General features: G+C 31.0%; 14 protein-coding genes and 2 pseudogenes. All 16 read right to left on the bottom strand.

Annotated elements, in window-relative coordinates; genetic code table 11:
* Positions 1–39 precede the first annotated feature (39 nt).
* Positions 40–1,386, bottom strand: coding sequence for a PTS transporter subunit EIIC (locus KEC48_RS15375; RefSeq protein WP_087360066.1), 1,347 nt, complete (start codon positions 1,384–1,386; stop codon positions 40–42).
* A gap of 14 nt (positions 1,387–1,400) precedes the next feature.
* On the bottom strand, positions 1,401–1,733 hold the full coding sequence (locus tag KEC48_RS15370; protein ID WP_087360069.1) for a hypothetical protein: 333 nt from the start codon (positions 1,731–1,733) through the stop codon (positions 1,401–1,403).
* 13 nt (positions 1,734–1,746) lie between these two features.
* Entirely contained in the window at positions 1,747–2,646 is a 900-nt protein-coding gene (gene murQ / locus KEC48_RS15365; RefSeq protein WP_211963394.1) for an N-acetylmuramic acid 6-phosphate etherase, read from the bottom strand.
* A 255-nt stretch (positions 2,647–2,901) separates the two neighbouring features.
* Complete coding sequence (locus KEC48_RS15360; protein WP_211963379.1) at positions 2,902–3,741, bottom strand: MurR/RpiR family transcriptional regulator; 840 nt, start codon at positions 3,739–3,741, stop codon at positions 2,902–2,904.
* 53 nt (positions 3,742–3,794) lie between these two features.
* Positions 3,795–4,900 (bottom strand): annotated as a pseudogene (anmK, locus tag KEC48_RS15355) (anhydro-N-acetylmuramic acid kinase AnmK).
* A gap of 160 nt (positions 4,901–5,060) precedes the next feature.
* Positions 5,061–6,458, bottom strand: a pseudogene (locus KEC48_RS15350) (6-phospho-beta-glucosidase).
* Between the two features lie 515 nt (positions 6,459–6,973).
* Positions 6,974–7,492 carry a hypothetical protein gene (locus tag KEC48_RS15345; RefSeq protein ID WP_087360078.1) on the bottom strand — a complete coding sequence of 173 codons (519 nt, stop codon included), beginning with the start codon at positions 7,490–7,492 and terminating at the stop codon, positions 6,974–6,976.
* 87 nt (positions 7,493–7,579) lie between these two features.
* The gene (locus KEC48_RS15340; RefSeq protein WP_087360081.1) at positions 7,580–8,920 is read right to left on the bottom strand and encodes a glycoside hydrolase family 1 protein; all 1,341 of its coding nucleotides are present in this window, start codon (positions 8,918–8,920) and stop codon (positions 7,580–7,582) included.
* A 113-nt stretch (positions 8,921–9,033) separates the two neighbouring features.
* Entirely contained in the window at positions 9,034–10,458 is a 1,425-nt protein-coding gene (locus KEC48_RS15335; RefSeq protein ID WP_211963377.1) for a PTS transporter subunit EIIC, read from the bottom strand.
* Positions 10,459–10,701: 243 nt separating this feature from the next.
* Complete coding sequence (locus KEC48_RS15330) at positions 10,702–12,375, bottom strand: AAA family ATPase (protein WP_211963376.1); 1,674 nt, start codon at positions 12,373–12,375, stop codon at positions 10,702–10,704.
* A 175-nt stretch (positions 12,376–12,550) separates the two neighbouring features.
* Positions 12,551–14,224, bottom strand: coding sequence for an AAA family ATPase (locus KEC48_RS15325; RefSeq protein WP_211963375.1), 1,674 nt, complete (start codon positions 14,222–14,224; stop codon positions 12,551–12,553).
* Positions 14,225–14,331: 107 nt separating this feature from the next.
* Entirely contained in the window at positions 14,332–15,042 is a 711-nt protein-coding gene (locus tag KEC48_RS15320) for a GntR family transcriptional regulator (RefSeq protein ID WP_087358774.1), read from the bottom strand.
* 64 nt (positions 15,043–15,106) lie between these two features.
* On the bottom strand, positions 15,107–15,640 hold the full coding sequence (yfcE, locus tag KEC48_RS15315; RefSeq protein ID WP_349291063.1) for a phosphodiesterase: 534 nt from the start codon (positions 15,638–15,640) through the stop codon (positions 15,107–15,109).
* Between the two features lie 5 nt (positions 15,641–15,645).
* Positions 15,646–16,404: an exodeoxyribonuclease III gene (locus KEC48_RS15310; RefSeq protein ID WP_087358778.1), complete on the bottom strand. Its 759-nt coding sequence runs from the start codon at positions 16,402–16,404 to the stop codon at positions 15,646–15,648.
* Positions 16,405–16,431: 27 nt separating this feature from the next.
* Positions 16,432–17,046, bottom strand: a complete 615-nt coding sequence (locus tag KEC48_RS15305) for a GyrI-like domain-containing protein (protein ID WP_087358780.1) — start codon at positions 17,044–17,046, stop codon at positions 16,432–16,434.
* A gap of 128 nt (positions 17,047–17,174) precedes the next feature.
* Positions 17,175–17,696 carry an anaerobic ribonucleoside-triphosphate reductase activating protein gene (nrdG, locus tag KEC48_RS15300; RefSeq protein ID WP_211963373.1) on the bottom strand — a complete coding sequence of 174 codons (522 nt, stop codon included), beginning with the start codon at positions 17,694–17,696 and terminating at the stop codon, positions 17,175–17,177.
* Between the last annotated feature and the right edge of the window lies 1 nt (position 17,697).

Genomic DNA, 17,697 nt, shown 5'->3' with positions numbered 1-17,697 from the left:
ATTATTAAAGATAAAGAGAAAAAGGAAAATCCTTCTTCTCTATTCTGCTGGTGCTTCTTTTTCTTCTGCTAATAATTCGTTATCATACATTTTAAAGAATGGATAATAAATAATAATTGAAATAATAATTAATATGACATTCAATACTGCAGCTCTCCAATCACCACCACAAGCCAAATAAGCACCAATAGGTCCTGGTAATGTCCATGGAGCAATAGTAACTGCACAATTCACTAAATTCATAGCAGTTGCTATCCAAGCAATTGTTGCCAAAATAAGAGGTGTTACAATAAATGGTATTAATAACATTGGATTTAATACTATTGGAGCACCAAAAATCATAGGTTCATTAATATTAAATATTGATGGTAAAATTGTTGTTCTTCCTAATGTTTTTCCATATTTAGATTTTGCTTTTACACAGAATAAGATTGCTAAACCTAAAGTAGCTCCTGACCCTCCAATATGTACAAACCATTGTAAAAATGGTTCTACACCAATATGTGTAGCGACTCCACCTGATGCAACAGCAGCTGTATTTTGATCTAATAAAATCAACCAAATTGGTCTTGCCAATGAACTGACAACTGAATCCCCATGAATTCCAAAAGACCAGAAGAACATAATTAAGAAAATAATTAACAACGTAGATGGTAATGTATCTGTAACACTAATTAATGGTTTAATCAAATTACCAACTAATTGATGTACATTTATTCCCAACCACATAGTGATTGTTGAAACACCTAAAATAATTATAATTGTTGGTGTTAATGATTCAAATGAACGAGCAACAGCTGGTGGTACAGCAGCAGGCATCGTAATCTTAAATCCTTTGACTTGTGTAAAACGATAAATTTCTACACCAATAAAAGCTGAGATGATACCAATAAACATTCCAGCTGATCCTAAGTATTCTGCTGGTATAACATATCCTGATGGCAAAGCACTAAGGAATGTACTTAATTCTGCATTTGTTTCTGCTAAAGCTGAAATAGATTCAGTAACATCAGGTATTGAAACAGGTACAATAGTTAATAAGAAAGTTAATTCAGCTAAAATAGCTCCACTTAATCCATCTAAATCATATGATTTAGCTAATGAATACCCAATACCAAAAACAGCATATAATGTCATAATATACATTGACATTCTATATGGCAACAAAATAGCTACGGCATTATCTTGAATTACTTGTCTAATACCCCATGATTCTGGCATTTGATTATAAGAAAATGCAATAACCATCAATAATGAACTTACAATAATTAATGGTAATGTCGCAATGATACCATCACGAATCGCTCTTAAATGTCTTTGATTTGATAATTTTTCCAAAGGTCCTGCTAAACGACCTTCGATCAATTTCGAAATTTTCTCAAACATTTTAATCCTCCTAATTATTTAAATAATAAAATAATGAAAAAAGCAACACAACCAAATAAACATCCTACAATCAAAAAATCTTTACAAATTCCTTTTTTCGTTTCAATAAAAAACTGTGAAAAAGCTACACTAAACCCACATACAATTCCAGTAATAATTGCATTTGGTAAACGATAATCAATATGCAACGCAACACATACATTAATGCAAATAATCAACGATAAAAGTGTCATAGCAGTAATAAATATTGCACTTTTAAATCCAAACATAGGTATATCATAATCAGTTACACCAAAAACATTTTTATATTTTTTATTATTTGCATCCTTAACCACATATTTTCTCATTTTATAGACTCCTTTATTTAAGATGTTTGACTGCAAAGCTAATATTTTCATTATTATTTTTTAAAGCTTCTAAACATTCTTCTTCTGTTTTTCCTGTCAATCCCCTAAGAATAGCAACTTTTACATTATAATGACTTTCCTTCAATAATTTTTTTGCATCTTCTTCCGGGATATCGATTGCTTGATGAACAATATTAATAGCTCTTAATCTTAATTTCTCATTTGTTGGTTGAACATCAACCATTAAATTCCCATATACTTTTCCCATCTTAATCATCGATGTTGTTGAAAGCATATTTAAAACCAGCTTCTGTGCTGTACCAGATTTCATTCTTGTTGAACCTGTAACAACTTCCGGTCCTACAATAACTTCAATTGGATAATCAGCATATTGCGAAAGCTCCCCTTGATGAACACAACATATCGAGATTGTTGAACACCCTTTTTGTTTTGCATAAATTAATCCACCTATAACATATGGTGTTCTTCCAGATGAAGCAATTCCACAAACAACATCATTTTCATTGAGTTCGATTGATTTCAAATCAAGAATGGCCAGCTCTTGTGAATCCTCAGCACCTTCAATAGCTGTTGTTAATGCCTCTTTTCCACCTGCGATCAATCCCTGGACAAGAGTAGGTTCGACTCCATATGTTGGAGGACACTCAGAAGCATCTAAAATTCCTAATCTTCCTGATGTTCCCGCACCTATGTAAATCAATCTGCCACCACAACTCATCTTCTCATAGATACAATCTACAGCTTCTGCAATTTTAGGTAAGACGTCTTTTACTGCTATAGCAACTTTTTGATCTTCATTATTGATGACTTTCAAAATATCTAACGTATCCATTTCATCAATATGTAAAGATTCTTTATTTATCTGTTCTGTATCCAAGGCATTTAATTTCATTTATTCTCCCCTCTCCTTCCAAAATTATTATATCATTATTAAAATATGATTTCAATATATATTTTAAATATTTGAAATTATATTTTAATAAATCCTATAAAAATATTCTCCTATAAGAAACATGATATATCTTTGCTCACAAACTAACCAATTAAAAATCATCCCACTAAATATTTTCTAACATCAAAAAAGGTACTCTTTTTATCATTAAAGAATACCCTTAGACTTTTATTTGAATATAATACTTATTAATTTTTATTTCAACAATCTAGAAACAAGATCTTTTGTTTCTAAAAGCTTATCTTTATTATCTTGTAAATCGTTCTTATAAACACCATAGTATAAAAGATCCGTCATAACTAAAGAAGCTGTTCTTGACGAAATTGCTCCAATTCTAATTTCTTTCTCTTCTAGAGGTACAAAAAGATTAACAGTTGAATTTTTCGCTACAATATTCTTAGAATTCTGTGTAATAGAAATACATGGTATACCATCGGACTTAAGCTTTTTAGCCATTCCTGTTAATCCTGTTGTCATTCCAGAGTAACTAATAAAAACAGCCACATCATTTGGACTCATGCTTTCTGCAAATGTCATTTGAACATGAATATCTGAGTTGTAGATAGCTTTCTTACCTATTCTAATTAGTTTTTGTGAAAAATCATAAGCCACAATGGCAGAACTACCTACTCCAAATAAATAGACAGTTTGAGCATTGATAATATATTCAATAGCTTTTTGTAAATTCTTTTCATTAATCATCTGATATGTTTTTTGAACAGTTGAAATATTCAATTGACAACATTTATGAATCAATGTTGAAAGATCATCTGTTTCCTCTAAAACAGCATCAATATTTTCTTCTTCATTTTGTTGAGATCCTGCTAAACTGATTTTTAAATCACTAAATCCTTTATAACCTAGTTTTTTAGAAAAACGGATAACTGCAGCTGCAGAAGTCTGTGTTTTCTTCCCCAACTCCTGTGCTGAATCATTTAATATATCATGAGCATGTTCCAAAATATATTCAGCAATTATTTTCTCTGTTGTTGTATAACTTTTTTGAGCTTCCCTTATCTGTACTAAACAATTCACAATATCATCACCTAATATTTATTATATCAATCAAAAAAGAAAATTACTAGAAATTATCTAGGTTTAGGTGTGATATTTCCTAATACGACATAGTCTTTTGCGCCAGTGGCACTTTTTACATTAGAAAAATGGTGATGCAATGTTTCATTTCCCATAATCACAAATGCGATGGCTTCCTTTGCATCACTTGAATAGCCCATTTCATCTTGTGTGTAAACTTTCACAGGTGATAATTCTTGACGAATCATATTCATTAATGTCAAGTTATGACTACCACCGCCACCAATTACAACTTTATCTAAAGGATAATTTGGCAAAATATCACGTTGATAATGATACGCTATAGATTTTGCCGTAAAATAAGTCAATGTTGCTATAATATCTTCTGCTTTTTCATACTTATAATGATGTAAAAGCTGTTGAACATAATTTTCTCCAAAATCTTCTCTACCAGTAGATTTTGGTGGCTTTTTTGACATATAAGGATGCTTCATCAACATATTCAAAAGTCCATCTATAGTATGTCCCTTGGCTGCAATTTTTCCTTGATCATCATATTCTAAACGATAAAGCTGACGACACGCTTCATTAATCATCATATTACCTGGTCCCGTATCGAAAGCCTGAATCGCATCAATATCTTGTCCCACTAACAATGTCACATTGCCAATACCACCAATATTTTGCAAGGCAATATTCTTGCATGGTTCACTATATAACAAATATTCACTATAAGGTACTAATGGTGCCCCTTGTCCACCTGCAGCCATATCCATGACCCTAAAATTAGAAACCACTGTGGTATTCAACTCATATGCCAACACAGCTGGTTCTCCTATCTGTAGTGTGGATGGTATTAATTGATTTTTCAAAAAAGGAATATGGTAGATAGTTTGACCATGTGTCGCAATAAAAGAAATATCTTTTTGTGCTACATCATATTTTTTAAGCAAAATTCTCACAGCCTCAACAAACAAATACCCCAATTCAAAATTCAAACTACATATCTCATCAACACAAGAATTCTTTTCATCACATGTTTTTTAATTTTCTCTTTCATATCTATTGGCATAGGATACTCATGATAACCTATAACTTTCATCTTTGTTTCCATGCCAAACCCATCAATATCCACTAAAACAGTATCAATTCCATCCATAGATGTACCCGACATGATTCCAATTGCATACATCATCATCACCTCAAAAAAAATCATACACTTATTAAAATAAAATTTCAATATTCTAACTTTGTTTTTAAAATATTATTTATTTCAATAAAAAACAGTAAGATTTGACTCCTACTGTCTTTTATTATGATTATAATCCTTGTTCAGTTAATTCTCTTGCAACATCATCTTTGATTGTTACACCTTCTGCTTCAAGCTCGGCAATCTTATCTGCAAATTGTGGTAAGTATTTTTTATGGGCAAGTAATAATTCATCTAATACTCTTTTTGCTGTGGCTCCTGATGGAATCTGTGGATTTAAAATAAATGCCTGTAATGCTTTTCCATAATCTCCTGTAACAGCTGCTTCTTCTACACACCATTCCATATTTTTCATGCATTGTAACCATCCTCTTTCTGCTGGTTGCAATGGTCCAAAGGCAATCGCTCCTGCTCCTGTAGCTCCAATAAATGAAGAAACTTCTACAGCTGCTTCAGCTGGTAAATCAGGGACTGCTCCATTGTTTCTTGTTGTGACAACAATATGTGTATTCTTATTAGCATAGATAGATGCAATTGTTTCACAGGCAGCATCACTATAATGTGCTCCGCCACGTTTTGCTAATTGTTCTGGTTTATGATCTAAATCAGGATTTTTATATAATTCAAACAATTCTTCTTCAGTTTGTTTGACCTGTTATGCTCTTGTTCCAATTGTATTGTATTCTTCAAGTCCATGTTTCAACATTTCTTCTTGACGATAATAATATCTATGATATCCACATGGAATCATTTGCATTGTATCGAGCTGTTCTTTAAAGAACTTCACATTAAAGATATTCTTTGGTATTCCATCATCAACATCTGGATCATAGATAGCATCAATGATTTGTTGTGTAACTTCATTTCCATGTTCATCAAAAACTTTATGCCAATGGAAATGATTCAATCCAGCAAATTTGTATGTTAACTGGTCTAAAGTTTTTCCAATTGTTTCTGGTTCTTTCATCATTGCTCCTACAGGAACATTACATAATCCAATCACTTTATCCCATTTTCCATATTTCATAACAGCTTCAGTGACCATTCCAATTGGATTTGTAAAGTTAATTAACCATGCATCTGGACATAATTCTTTCATGTCTTCGACAATGCTTAAAATCACTGGATTTGTTCTAAAAGCTTTAAAGATTCCTCCAGCACCATTTGTTTCCTGACCTAACATGCCATATGAGAAAGGAATTCTTTCATCTTTCACACGGGCATTTAATAGTCCAACTCTAAATTGAGTCGTCACAAAGTCTGCATCTTTTAACGCTTCTCTACGGTCTAAAGTCAAATGCACTTTGACATCATATGGTGAAGTATCCCACATACGTTGAGCCATCGCTCCAACGATTTCAAGTTTTTCTTTTCCATCTTCAATATCAACTAACCAAACTTCTTTAATTGGAAGTTCATTGTATCTTTTAATGAATCCTTCCATTAATTCTGGTGTATAGCTACTTCCTCCACCAATTGTAACAATTTTTACAGGTTTCTTTTCCATTATTTTTTCCTTTTTTGATTTTTATAGTTAACAACAACATCAATATTTAAGGAGTCATAAAACAATCCAAGAAATGTCCCTCTATTATATATATACGCAATAAACGCTTCATTTTACTTCCTATTTAGACAAAAAAGTTTAAAAATCTTTTTCTAAGACAAATATAGCACAATATTTGCTTATTATAAATATTATGATATACTATCTTTCTTTTTAGTCATTCTTTACATAATACTCAAAGCATTATTCTTCATTAAGAATCGTTAAATTTATAACACAAATAATATTTAATTATACTTTTAAATGATTTTAACATTCCATTCATTTTGACAGATAACTCTTTACATAATTTTAACCTATACATTAAATCCTTTAAAACACATTATCTCTATAAATTATAAATAGATAACATAATTTAAAAATGAGTGATCATATTTACTAATTCATGATAGTAAAACCAATAAAAAAAGGATTCGACATTTAATATCAAAATCCCTATTGCTCTTATATAGAATTTATTTTTGAGATCGTGCTTCTTTTGCAGCTTTCTTTTCTGCTTTACGTCTTTCTTTACGATCTTTCTTTTCCAAAATACGATATACATCTGTATACTCTTTAACCGTACAATGGATTCTTTTATTTGCTTTTACGACTTCATGTACGAATTCCACTCTTTCTTTAGGGAAGAAACAATACCTTTTCTTTGTATCAGTATAAATTTCAATAGCATGTGGTCTTGTCACTAAATCTGCCCATCTTGGAACAGGATCACAAATAGTTTCACAATGCATTAAATCAACATGACTGTTTTTCCATAAAGCATAATGAATTGTTAATTCCTTTTTTTCAATTGAATATTTATATGGACGCATACCAATGAAAACGACAAAGCAAAGAATAGTAAAGATCCCAATAATAAGAACTGTTTGTAAATCTTGTGTAAATGCAGTAAATAATGTATAAAAAACTAATGCTGCTAAAAAAATAATTGTTGCAGTATTGATTCTATATTTGAACGTTTTTACTTCTTCCATAAAAATCCCCACTTTCCTTGTCTATTATACATGATATTGACATAAATAACAATTTAAAAATTTCTCTTATCTTACATTTTATATATTTTATTCATCATCAATTAATCCACCATTTGAATGGATAACATTTTTATACCATTCAAAAGATTTTTTCTTATATCTATTCATATCTCTTAGATTATTATTATCTCTATTCACATAAATCATTCCATAACGTTTATTCATATCTGCTTGTGATGATAATATATCAATAGGACCCCAAACAAGATAACCTCTACAATCCACACCTTCTTCAATAGCTTTTCCAACTTGCTTAATGTGTGCATCAAGATAGGTTATTCTTTTATCATCTATGACTGTTCCATTTTCAAAAATATCTTCAACACCCAAACCATTCTCAACCACCATAACTGGTAAACGATACTTTTCATAAATATCTCTTAAAGCGATGCGAAGACCCACAGGATCAACTGACCAATTCCACTGAGATACTTCTAAACATGGATTATTGAGGATATGATATGAATGATGAGAATCGTACTGTACAATATCACTGTTATAATAACTTAAAGAAATCCAATCCACCGTATTTTCCTTCATTATTTTCAAATCATTATCTTCCATAACAGGCATTGTTTGATCATGTTTCATCTTCTTTAAAAAATAAGGACTATATTCACCATGAACAAATACATCCAAAAAAACATTTGTTTTTGCCATATGATTTCTTGCTGCCAATTCATCCATAGGATGACAAGATGCACTATAGTGAGGAATATACAAAACCATACCTAACATTAAAGCATTTTCAATTGTATGAACCTTTTCAGTCACTTTAGCATGTGCATATAATGAATTATGCATCAATTGATGGAAAAACAATTCTTCCTTAACCCCCTCAGGGCAAATGGCCCCATATGCTAATTTATGACCATCCAATAAAATTCCATTATGCTCATTAAAAGAAATCCATTTTTTGACTCTATCACCATATCTATCAATCATTTTATAGGCATATTTAATAAATTGATCAACGACAATGCGTGAATAAAACCCATTATATTTTTCATATAATACCATCGGCATTTCAAAATGATATAAAGAACAAATAGGTTCCATTCCATGAGCAATCATACTATCAATAAAGCGATCATAAAATGCCATTCCTTCTTCATTGAAATGAAAACCATCTGGCATCACTCTTGACCAATCTATCGAAAAACGATAACTTTTAAATCCCATTTCTTCAAATAACGCAAAATCTTCATCATAGCGATGATAACTATCTACACCATCATGAAAATTTGAAGCATCATCTCTAGCCAATAAATCACATACTGAAGGCAACTTTCCATCAATATCATATGCACCTTCACTTTGGTGAGCAGTGACTGCACCACCCCATAAAAAGTTTTCTGGAAATCTCATTTTCTTCTCCTTTATAAATTATGAATGTTCAGATCAAAATTTTAAATGAAAAAAGGTTGATGCTATTAATAGATAAACTATTTTAGCACAACCTTTTATTTTCAATTTAAATCTTATTCAGCTTCAGCAGCTTGTTTATTTTGATATCTTTCATAGAAGATAACAAATGGAATGTAGATAAGAGTTACTAAAACTACTGCTAAAATTTGACATACAGCACCCATTGGGTTACCACCTGTTGCTAAGAATCCATAGAATACTGGTGGCATTGTCCAAGGAACTTCAAGTACAACGATAGGCATGATTCCCATAAGTGTTAATACATAACCTAAAACGATACTTGCTACTGGAGCAACGATAAATGGAATACCTAAGATTGGGTTCAATACTAATGGAATACCAAATGTTACTGTTTCGTTAATATTGAATAATCCAGGAACAACTGATAATGTAGCGATTGCACGGTTATCAGCACGTTTACCAAAGATAAAGATTGCAATAACTAAACCGATAGTAACACCAGAACCACCGAATTCACCAAACATTACTAACATACCTAAGTTTAATTGATACCAACCATGAGCTTTGATTTCAGCAGTTAAAGGCATTGTTTCACCATTTGTAAATAATGCAGTATTTGCATATAACATAGGTTTGAAGATTGGTTCCTTAACAGCTGCCATCATGTTGTTACCATGAATACCAACTAACCAGAATAATGAGATTAATACATACATTAAGCACACTGCAAAGATATTACCACCAATAATATTAGTTAATGGTTGTTGAATGTAATAAGAAATTAAGTCATTTAAATATTTACCAGTTGCTAAGTATGCAACATGACCAATTAATCCAACGATAGCTAACATTAAGAATGCTGGAATTAAAACTTCGAATGCACGAGAAACACCTGGAGGTACTTGTTCAGGCATTTTAATTTTTAATGCATCTTGTTTTCTTAACCATCCATAAATTTCCATAGCTAAGATACCAACGATTAATGCAGTAAATAAACCAGTAGCTCCTGTATAGTTAGCACTAATACCAGAGAATGCAGCTGGAGTTAAATCACCTAATTTTTCTCCAATTGTAACAGCTACGCTTTCTCCATCTACTAATTTTGTAACAGCAGCACCAGCAGCGTCAGTAAGACCTAAACCTGCTACAGAGTTACTATTTGGAGTAACAACTAACCAAGCAATAAATGATAATACTGCTGGGAAAGCACCAGTTTCACCATTAGCTTCAGCAATTTCTTGCCCAACTAACATAACTACACCAATAGCGATACATGAAATAGTTGCAAATTGAATTGCAGCAAATACAGGGTTAACAACTTCTAAAGCCATGATTGGTTCCCATAAAGCTCCTAAACCGCTTGAACTGTTAACCAATACGTTTGTCCATAAAACCCCAATGGCACCAGCGATAGTTGCTGGCATAAAGTTTTGGAACGCATTTTTAATTGAACCTAAGTACTTGTTTTGACCGCACCAAGCTCCAATACGCCCTAGCTTATCAGCAAAAGCATCCATAAAATTTTTCCTCCCTTAAAATATTTTTGACAATATAAGTATAAATTCTTTTCATATAAAAGTCAATGCTTTTATATGAAAAGTATGGTACTTTTCCAATAAAATGTGGTTTTAATTAATATTTTTACTTTATTTTTAGTTTATTTTACTTATTTTTTTATTCCAAATTTATATATTTTCATGGTTTTACAAATAAAAAACAAGTCATTACAATTAAGATAGGTGACTTGTTTTACTAAAATATCAATCTTTACATTTTGTTATATAACATTGTTTTCGATAAAATGATATACCAAATCCTAAAACTTTTGGATATCCCTGTCTTATAAATATTTCACGATAGCCTTTTTGAACAATCTGGTCAGCTGCAATTTGACTATCCTGTATTAATGTTCCTACACTCTTACTGTGCTTACATTCAAGAATAATACATTCTCTTGTGATTCTTCTTGGTACTAAAGCTATGTCAAATCGTCCTTCGCCACTTTCTTTGTTAGACTGTATTTCATATTCTGTTTCCTGCAGAAAGCCTACCATAAAACCATGATAAAAACTTTCCAGACTATCATAATAACTAATACTTGATTCCAGCACATCATTCAATAAATCTATAGCTTCAATCATTTCACCTTTTATGAGCTTATCAATAAACTTTCCCTTTCGTTCTCTTTGATAACTGTCAAACCATTTCATGAAGATATCTTCATAGATATATTTGACTTCTTTATTAGGAATCACAAGTTCATAGGTATAAGGATGATCATTATCAACCTTACTCTTGATTTTCAGATAACCAGTAAACAACAGAAAACTATAGACATTGTCATTCATTGTCTGAATACTATGAAAGTCCATTTCTCGATACGTCAGTTCAGGAACAATCTTCTTGATGATGCTTTGACCATTGATTAGTCTTTCAAATTCTTCCTTCATTGTCATCGTTGCATATTCGATATATGTTTTAACAAGATCATTGCTGCTGGTATTCGCCCAGAAAGATACAGCCTGAAAATGGTCATCATTCAGTAATTTCTTGACATAGTTCAAGGCACTCCATGAATTATAGATTTCCGTCTTTCCAAACAGATAGCCATCATACCATTCCTTCATCTCTTGACGATTATCCATAAGATTATAGTATTTCAAAAGTTCATCAATTTCTTCTTGGGTAAATCCAAAGCAATCAGATGCTTCTACATCCGTGATGGTTCTGACTGTAAAGTTGTTAAGACCTGTAAAGATGCTTTCTTTAGATATTCTAAGACAACCAGTCAATACTCCTCTTTCCAGTGCATCATTGGTTTTTAAAGCAGATGAAAAGACACTTCTTATAAAATCAACCATTTCATCATAGTAGTCATGTTGATAGGCACTCTGTAAAGGCACATCATATTCATCTATGAGAATGATGACTTTTTGATGATAATGCTGATATAAACATCTAGATAGCATACTTAATGAATTTTTTAACTGTATAGGATCCGCTCTTAAAAATCTTAAATCATTCAAAGTCTTTTTATCGGATTCATCAATCAATGGACTATCAAAAAGATTAAGATGTTGTAAAATGATGATCTTCATAATATAAGCAAATTGTTGTATTTGTTCCAAATAGTTTAGACTTTTCATATCTTTTAGCGATAGAAAAATGACAGGATATTGATTTTGATGAAGCATGAGATGTTGATGTTTTGATACATTCAAACCCTCAAAAAGATAAGCATTTTCTTTTTCCTGATTAGAAAAGAAATAATAAAGCATACTCATGTTTAATGTTTTCCCAAAACGTCTAGGTCTTGTATACAACATGACCTTATCACTTAAGACATCATCTATAAGCATTGTCTTATCAACATAATAATAATTCTTATCCATGAATTCTTTAAAATTTTCTGTTCCTGTTGTGATACGCTTCATTATGATCATGCTCCTTTCAATGTATTATTTCTGTTGTCATTATATCATAGTCATATGAAAATGTCATACATATGTAGAAGTGATGAAAGTAGAAAGTATTTCATAGAATGAAGATATTTATACACTAAAAAGAGATGCCTTCATAAACCTACATTAAGACATCTCTCAAATGATCTCAGTCTACTTTAGTGATAAAGCACTGTTTTTTATAAAAAGAGATACCAAATCCTAAAACTTTTGGATATCCCTGTCTTATAAATATTTCACGATAGCCCTTTTGAACAATCTGGTCAGCTGCAATTTGACTATCCTGTATTAATGTTCCTACACTCTTACTGTGCTTACATTCAAGAATAATACATTCTCTTGTGATTCTTCTTGGTACTAAAGCTATGTCAAATCGTCCTTCGCCACTTTCTTTGTTAGACTGTATTTCATATTCTGTTTCCTGCAGAAAGCCTACCATAAAACCATGATAAAAACTTTCCAGACTATCATAATAACTAATACTTGATTCCAGCACATCATTCAATAAATCTATAGCTTCAATCATTTCACCTTTTATGAGCTTATCAATAAACTTTCCCTTTCGTTCTCTTTGATAACTGTCAAACCATTTCATGAAGATATCTTCATAGATATATTTGACTTCTTTATTAGGAATCACAAGTTCATAGGTATAAGGATGATCATTATCAACCTTACTCTTGATTTTCAGATAACCAGTAAACAACAGAAAACTATAGACATTGTCATTCATTGTCTGAATACTATGAAAGTCCATTTCTCGATACGTCAGTTCAGGAACAATCTTCTTGATGATGCTTTGACCATTGATTAGTCTTTCAAATTCTTCCTTCATTGTCATCGTTGCATATTCGATATATGTTTTAACAAGATCATTGCTGCTGGTATTCGCCCAGAAAGATACAGCCTGAAAATGGTCATCATTCAGTAATTTCTTGACATAGTTCAAGGCACTCCATGAATTATAGATTTCCGTCTTTCCAAACAGATAGCCATCATACCATTCCTTCATCTCTTGACGATTATCCATAAGATTATAGTATTTCAAAAGTTCATCAATTTCTTCTTGGGTAAATCCAAAGCAATCAGAAGCTTCTACATCCATGATGGTTCTGACTGTAAAGTTGTTAAGACCTGTAAAGATGCTTTCTTTAGATATTCTAAGACAACCAGTCAATACTCCTCTTTCCAGTGCATCATTGGTTTTTAAAGCAGATGAAAAGACACTTCTTATAAAATCAACCATTTCATCATAGTAGTCATGTTGATAGGCACTCTGTAAAGGCACATCATATTCATCTATGAGAATGATAACTTTTTGATGATAATGTTGATAGAATATATTTGAAAGATTAAATAAAGACTCTTTCAACTCATTTTGATTCGATTCTAAGTTCTGATATTTCTTTAAGATTTTCTTTTGCCTTGCATTAATACTTCTACTATTCAAAACATTTTCGTACTTATCTATAATTTTTGATATCAAAGATGAAAATTTGTATATTTGATCTTCAAAAGTATCATTATTCATATCTTTTAACGATAGAAAAATAACAGGATATTGATTTTGATGAAGCATGAGATGTTGATGTTTTGATACATTCAAACCCTCAAAAAGATAAGCATTCTCTTTTTCCTGATTAGAAAAGAAATAATAAAGCATACTCATGTTTAATGTTTTCCCAAAACGTCTAGGTCTTGTATACAACATCACCTTATCACTTAAGACATCATCTATAAGCATTGTCTTATCAACATAATAATAATTCTTATCCATGAATTCTTTAAAATTTTCTGTTCCTGTTGTGATACGCTTCATCATGATCTTTCCTTTCTTTTTGATTACATTATAGCATAATACATCTCAAAAAAACACTCTCCGGCACAATTGTTCTATTAATATAAAAACATGACAAAATAAAGTCATGCTTATTGTTGAATAATAACAGTTTGAAATTCAAAATGGGCATAATGCTGCCTTGATAAAGTATATTCAAATATAGAACCATTGCTTAAATATGAAATCTGTTCTTCTTGAATATATGGTTCATTTTCTTTCAATCCAAGATATTGTTGTTCTAAAGGGGTTGACAAAGCAGCTTGTATAGTTAAATGACAGCTTTGTATTTTTAGCTTTAAAACATTTTCAATATAACTATATATAGAACCTTTAAGATGTTGTAATTTTAAATTTGGAATCACACTAATAGGAATATATGTAATATCAATTAAATGTGGAACTTTATCTAAAAACCTTAATCTTATAATATGATAAACAAAATCTCCAACATCTATTTGTAATTTTTCTGATAAAAGTTCATCTGCTGGAACAACTTCAAATTCTAGAACATTGCTTGTGACTTCTTTAATCCCTTTATATTGTTCAGTCAAACCACGTCCAAATTTACTTACTGGATTATCCATAGCTGGATCATAATCCTTCACAAATGTCCCAGCCCCACGTCTACGAATAATCAAACCTTCTTTAACCAAAATATCTAAAGCTTTTTTCATTGTTTCTTTATTACAATGATAGCTCATACACAATACATACTCATAAGGGAGTTTTTGACCAAAAGTATATTCTTGATTTTTTATTTTCTGACGAATATCATCAGCAATATCTCTGTACTTTGCCATAAACTCACCTCACCAATATAAAAATACCATACTTTTTATTTAATTTCACGGTTTTTTTATATTTTTATGATAATTTCATGCTTTGAAGCACTTTTTTATCTAAAGTAACAATTTTTAATTCACCATCTTCATAAACTCCAAAACTTTTCTGCCCAGCTTTAGGCAAAGATATAGAAGAAGGATTCAATAAAACAATACCATTTTCTTTCTTTAAAACAGGTTTATGAAAATGACCATACATAAAAATATCTCCACTGTGTAACATTGGTAAATGTGTTTCATCATATAAATGTCCATGCGTTAAAAAGAAGCGATACCCATCAGCATATAATTCACTATAATCCCCACGCATAGGAAATTCCAAAACCATCTGATCTACTTCTGCATCACAGTTACCTCTAACTGCCATAATCTTATCCTTATATTGATTCAGTAGGTTTATAACCTTTTGAGGCTGATAACCTTCCGGTAAAGGATTTCTTGGTCCATGATATAATATATCGCCTAATATAATCAACTTTTCCATCTTTTCTTCTTCATAAATCTCCATCACTTTTTTTAAATCATCATAAGATCCATGAATATCAGAAATAATCATCCATTTCACATTAATCCCTCCATTTTCACACCAACTGGGCAATGATCAGAACCCAATATATCATTATAGATATAAGCATCTTCAATCTGTTCTTTTAAATCATCTGATACAACAAAATAATCAATACGCCAACCTGCATTTTTTTCTCTTGCCTTAAACATATATGACCACCATGAATACTTCTCTAATGTTGGATATCTATATCTAAACGTATCAATAAACCCACTCTCTAGTAACTCAGTAAATTTTTGTCTTTCCTCATCTGTAAATCCAGCATTTTTATGATTTGTTTTATCATTTTTCAAATCAATTTCTTGATGAGCTACATTTAAATCTCCACATATGACAACTGCTTTATTTTGTTTTAATTGACAAACATATTCTCTAAAAGCATCTTCCCATACTTGACGATAGTCCAATCGTTCTAATCCTCTTTTTGAATTAGGTGTGTATACTGTTATAAAATAGAAATTTTCATATTCTAATGTAATCACTCGACCTTCCTGATCATGTTCATCAATACCTAATCCATAAGTGACATTGAGTGGTTCTTTCTTTGTATAGATTGCTGTTCCACTATATCCTTTCTTTATCGCATCATTATAATAAGAAAAATAGCCATCAAACTTTAAATCCAATTGATGCTTTTGCAATTTTGTTTCCTGTATTGCAAAAATATCAGCATTCACAGATAAGAAAAAATCTGCAAACCCTTTATTTAAACACGCTCTTAAACCATTCACATTCCATGATACAAATAACATAATTTTCTCCTCCTATAAAAAAAGGGGCTATACCCCATCCTCCTCAATAGCATATCTTACAATTGTTTTTAATTTATCAACTGGATTCTTTTCAGGATCATTTAAATAAATCTCATGATGAAATCCACTTAGTTTCATTCCTTGAATTGTAATATATTCCATAATCTGTTTGGTTGTATTAATTTCAGTATTATAAGCTCCTTTATGCAACATCTGAACACATCGTCCCTCTTGAAACTTTTTTAAATAAACATCAATAAGATATGGATTATCTTTTTTTAAAGTCACACTTTCTCTAATCATTTCAAAAGTTTGTTCATCAAGGACTTTTGGTTGAGCAATCATCAAAGTAAATTTGATCATCTTTTTTCTTGTGACATCAAATTGACTATTATCATATGTATCCCATAATCCTTCTAATGGAGAAATCAAATACAATAAATCCATTTTTTCCTTAAAATAATCTTTAATTGCCTTAGATAATATATGTAAAGCCTCTGCTTTCAGTTTAAATTCTTCAACGTTAGGATTTCCAATTCCATCAACCATTAAAAAATTAAATTCTGGTACATCAACAACATCTATTTTTTTGGTTGAAGCATCATATTGCTTTTTATACTCTCGTCTAATGCCTTCTTTCACTTAAAATCCTCCCTTCACTGCCATTACATTATATATAATTTTCTAAAAAATATCTACTTATTTTAGGATTTTTTTATTTTTTATCACTTCTTTTTTTGTTTTTCACACAAAAAAAGTGATTTTTTTAATCACTTTCCATCCCATAAAACAACCTTATGAGCTTGATTTGTTCTCTTTATATCAATAATTCTTTGATTTTCAGAACCTCTAAATTTCAAACGAATATTCTTTTGATCAACTAAAAAAGGACCATCAACCAAGATATCTAAATAATTTAATATTTCATCCGTATCCTCTCCATAGACTCTCCCACCAGGTTGTAAATCTTCATACAGATAACCTGTATAACACCAAATATCCTTATCCGGATACTTTTCATGAACCTGTCTTAATAAAGGTAATAAACCTTTTTGATTTACAAGTTCCATTGGCTCTCCACCTAACAATGTCAGACCTGAGATATGTTGAGGCGCTAATGCCTGTAATATAAAATCAATTGTATCTTGTGTGAAATCTTCACCATATTGAAAATCCCAAGCAATCTCATTAAAGCAATCAGGACAATGATGAGTACAGCCCGAAACAAAGAGTGATACTCGCACTCCTGTTCCGTTGGCTATATCTACAGTTTTAATCGTTACATATTTCATT

The sequence above is a fragment of the Clostridium sp. C1 genome (genome assembly GCF_018223625.1).
Lineage (GTDB): Bacteria > Bacillota_I > Bacilli_A > Erysipelotrichales > Coprobacillaceae > Allocoprobacillus.
This window is presented reverse-complemented; position numbering and strand designations above follow the sequence as displayed.

Bases quoted from the DNA above. Each gene is read 5' to 3' on its own strand.
- KEC48_RS15335 (WP_211963377.1), bottom strand. From the start codon at position 10,458: ATGGATGCTTTTGCTGATAAGCTAGGGCGTATTGGAGCTTGGTGCGGT.
- KEC48_RS15370 (WP_087360069.1), bottom strand. From the start codon at position 1,733: ATGAGAAAATATGTGGTTAAGGATGCAAATAATAAAAAATATAAAAAT.
- KEC48_RS15320 (WP_087358774.1), bottom strand. From the start codon at position 15,042: ATGGCAAAGTACAGAGATATTGCTGATGATATTCGTCAGAAAATAAAA.
- yfcE (WP_349291063.1), bottom strand. From the start codon at position 15,640: ATGATTATTTCTGATATTCATGGATCTTATGATGATTTAAAAAAAGTG.
- KEC48_RS15340 (WP_087360081.1), bottom strand. From the start codon at position 8,920: ATGAGATTTCCAGAAAACTTTTTATGGGGTGGTGCAGTCACTGCTCAC.
- KEC48_RS15310 (WP_087358778.1), bottom strand. From the start codon at position 16,404: ATGTTATTTGTATCATGGAATGTGAATGGTTTAAGAGCGTGTTTAAAT.
- KEC48_RS15325 (WP_211963375.1), bottom strand. From the start codon at position 14,224: ATGATGAAGCGTATCACAACAGGAACAGAAAATTTTAAAGAATTCATG.
- nrdG (WP_211963373.1), bottom strand. From the start codon at position 17,696: ATGAAATATGTAACGATTAAAACTGTAGATATAGCCAACGGAACAGGA.
- KEC48_RS15375 (WP_087360066.1), bottom strand. From the start codon at position 1,386: ATGTTTGAGAAAATTTCGAAATTGATCGAAGGTCGTTTAGCAGGACCT.
- KEC48_RS15330 (WP_211963376.1), bottom strand. From the start codon at position 12,375: ATGAAGCGTATCACAACAGGAACAGAAAATTTTAAAGAATTCATGGAT.
- murQ (WP_211963394.1), bottom strand. From the start codon at position 2,646: ATGAAATTAAATGCCTTGGATACAGAACAGATAAATAAAGAATCTTTA.
- KEC48_RS15345 (WP_087360078.1), bottom strand. From the start codon at position 7,492: ATGGAAGAAGTAAAAACGTTCAAATATAGAATCAATACTGCAACAATT.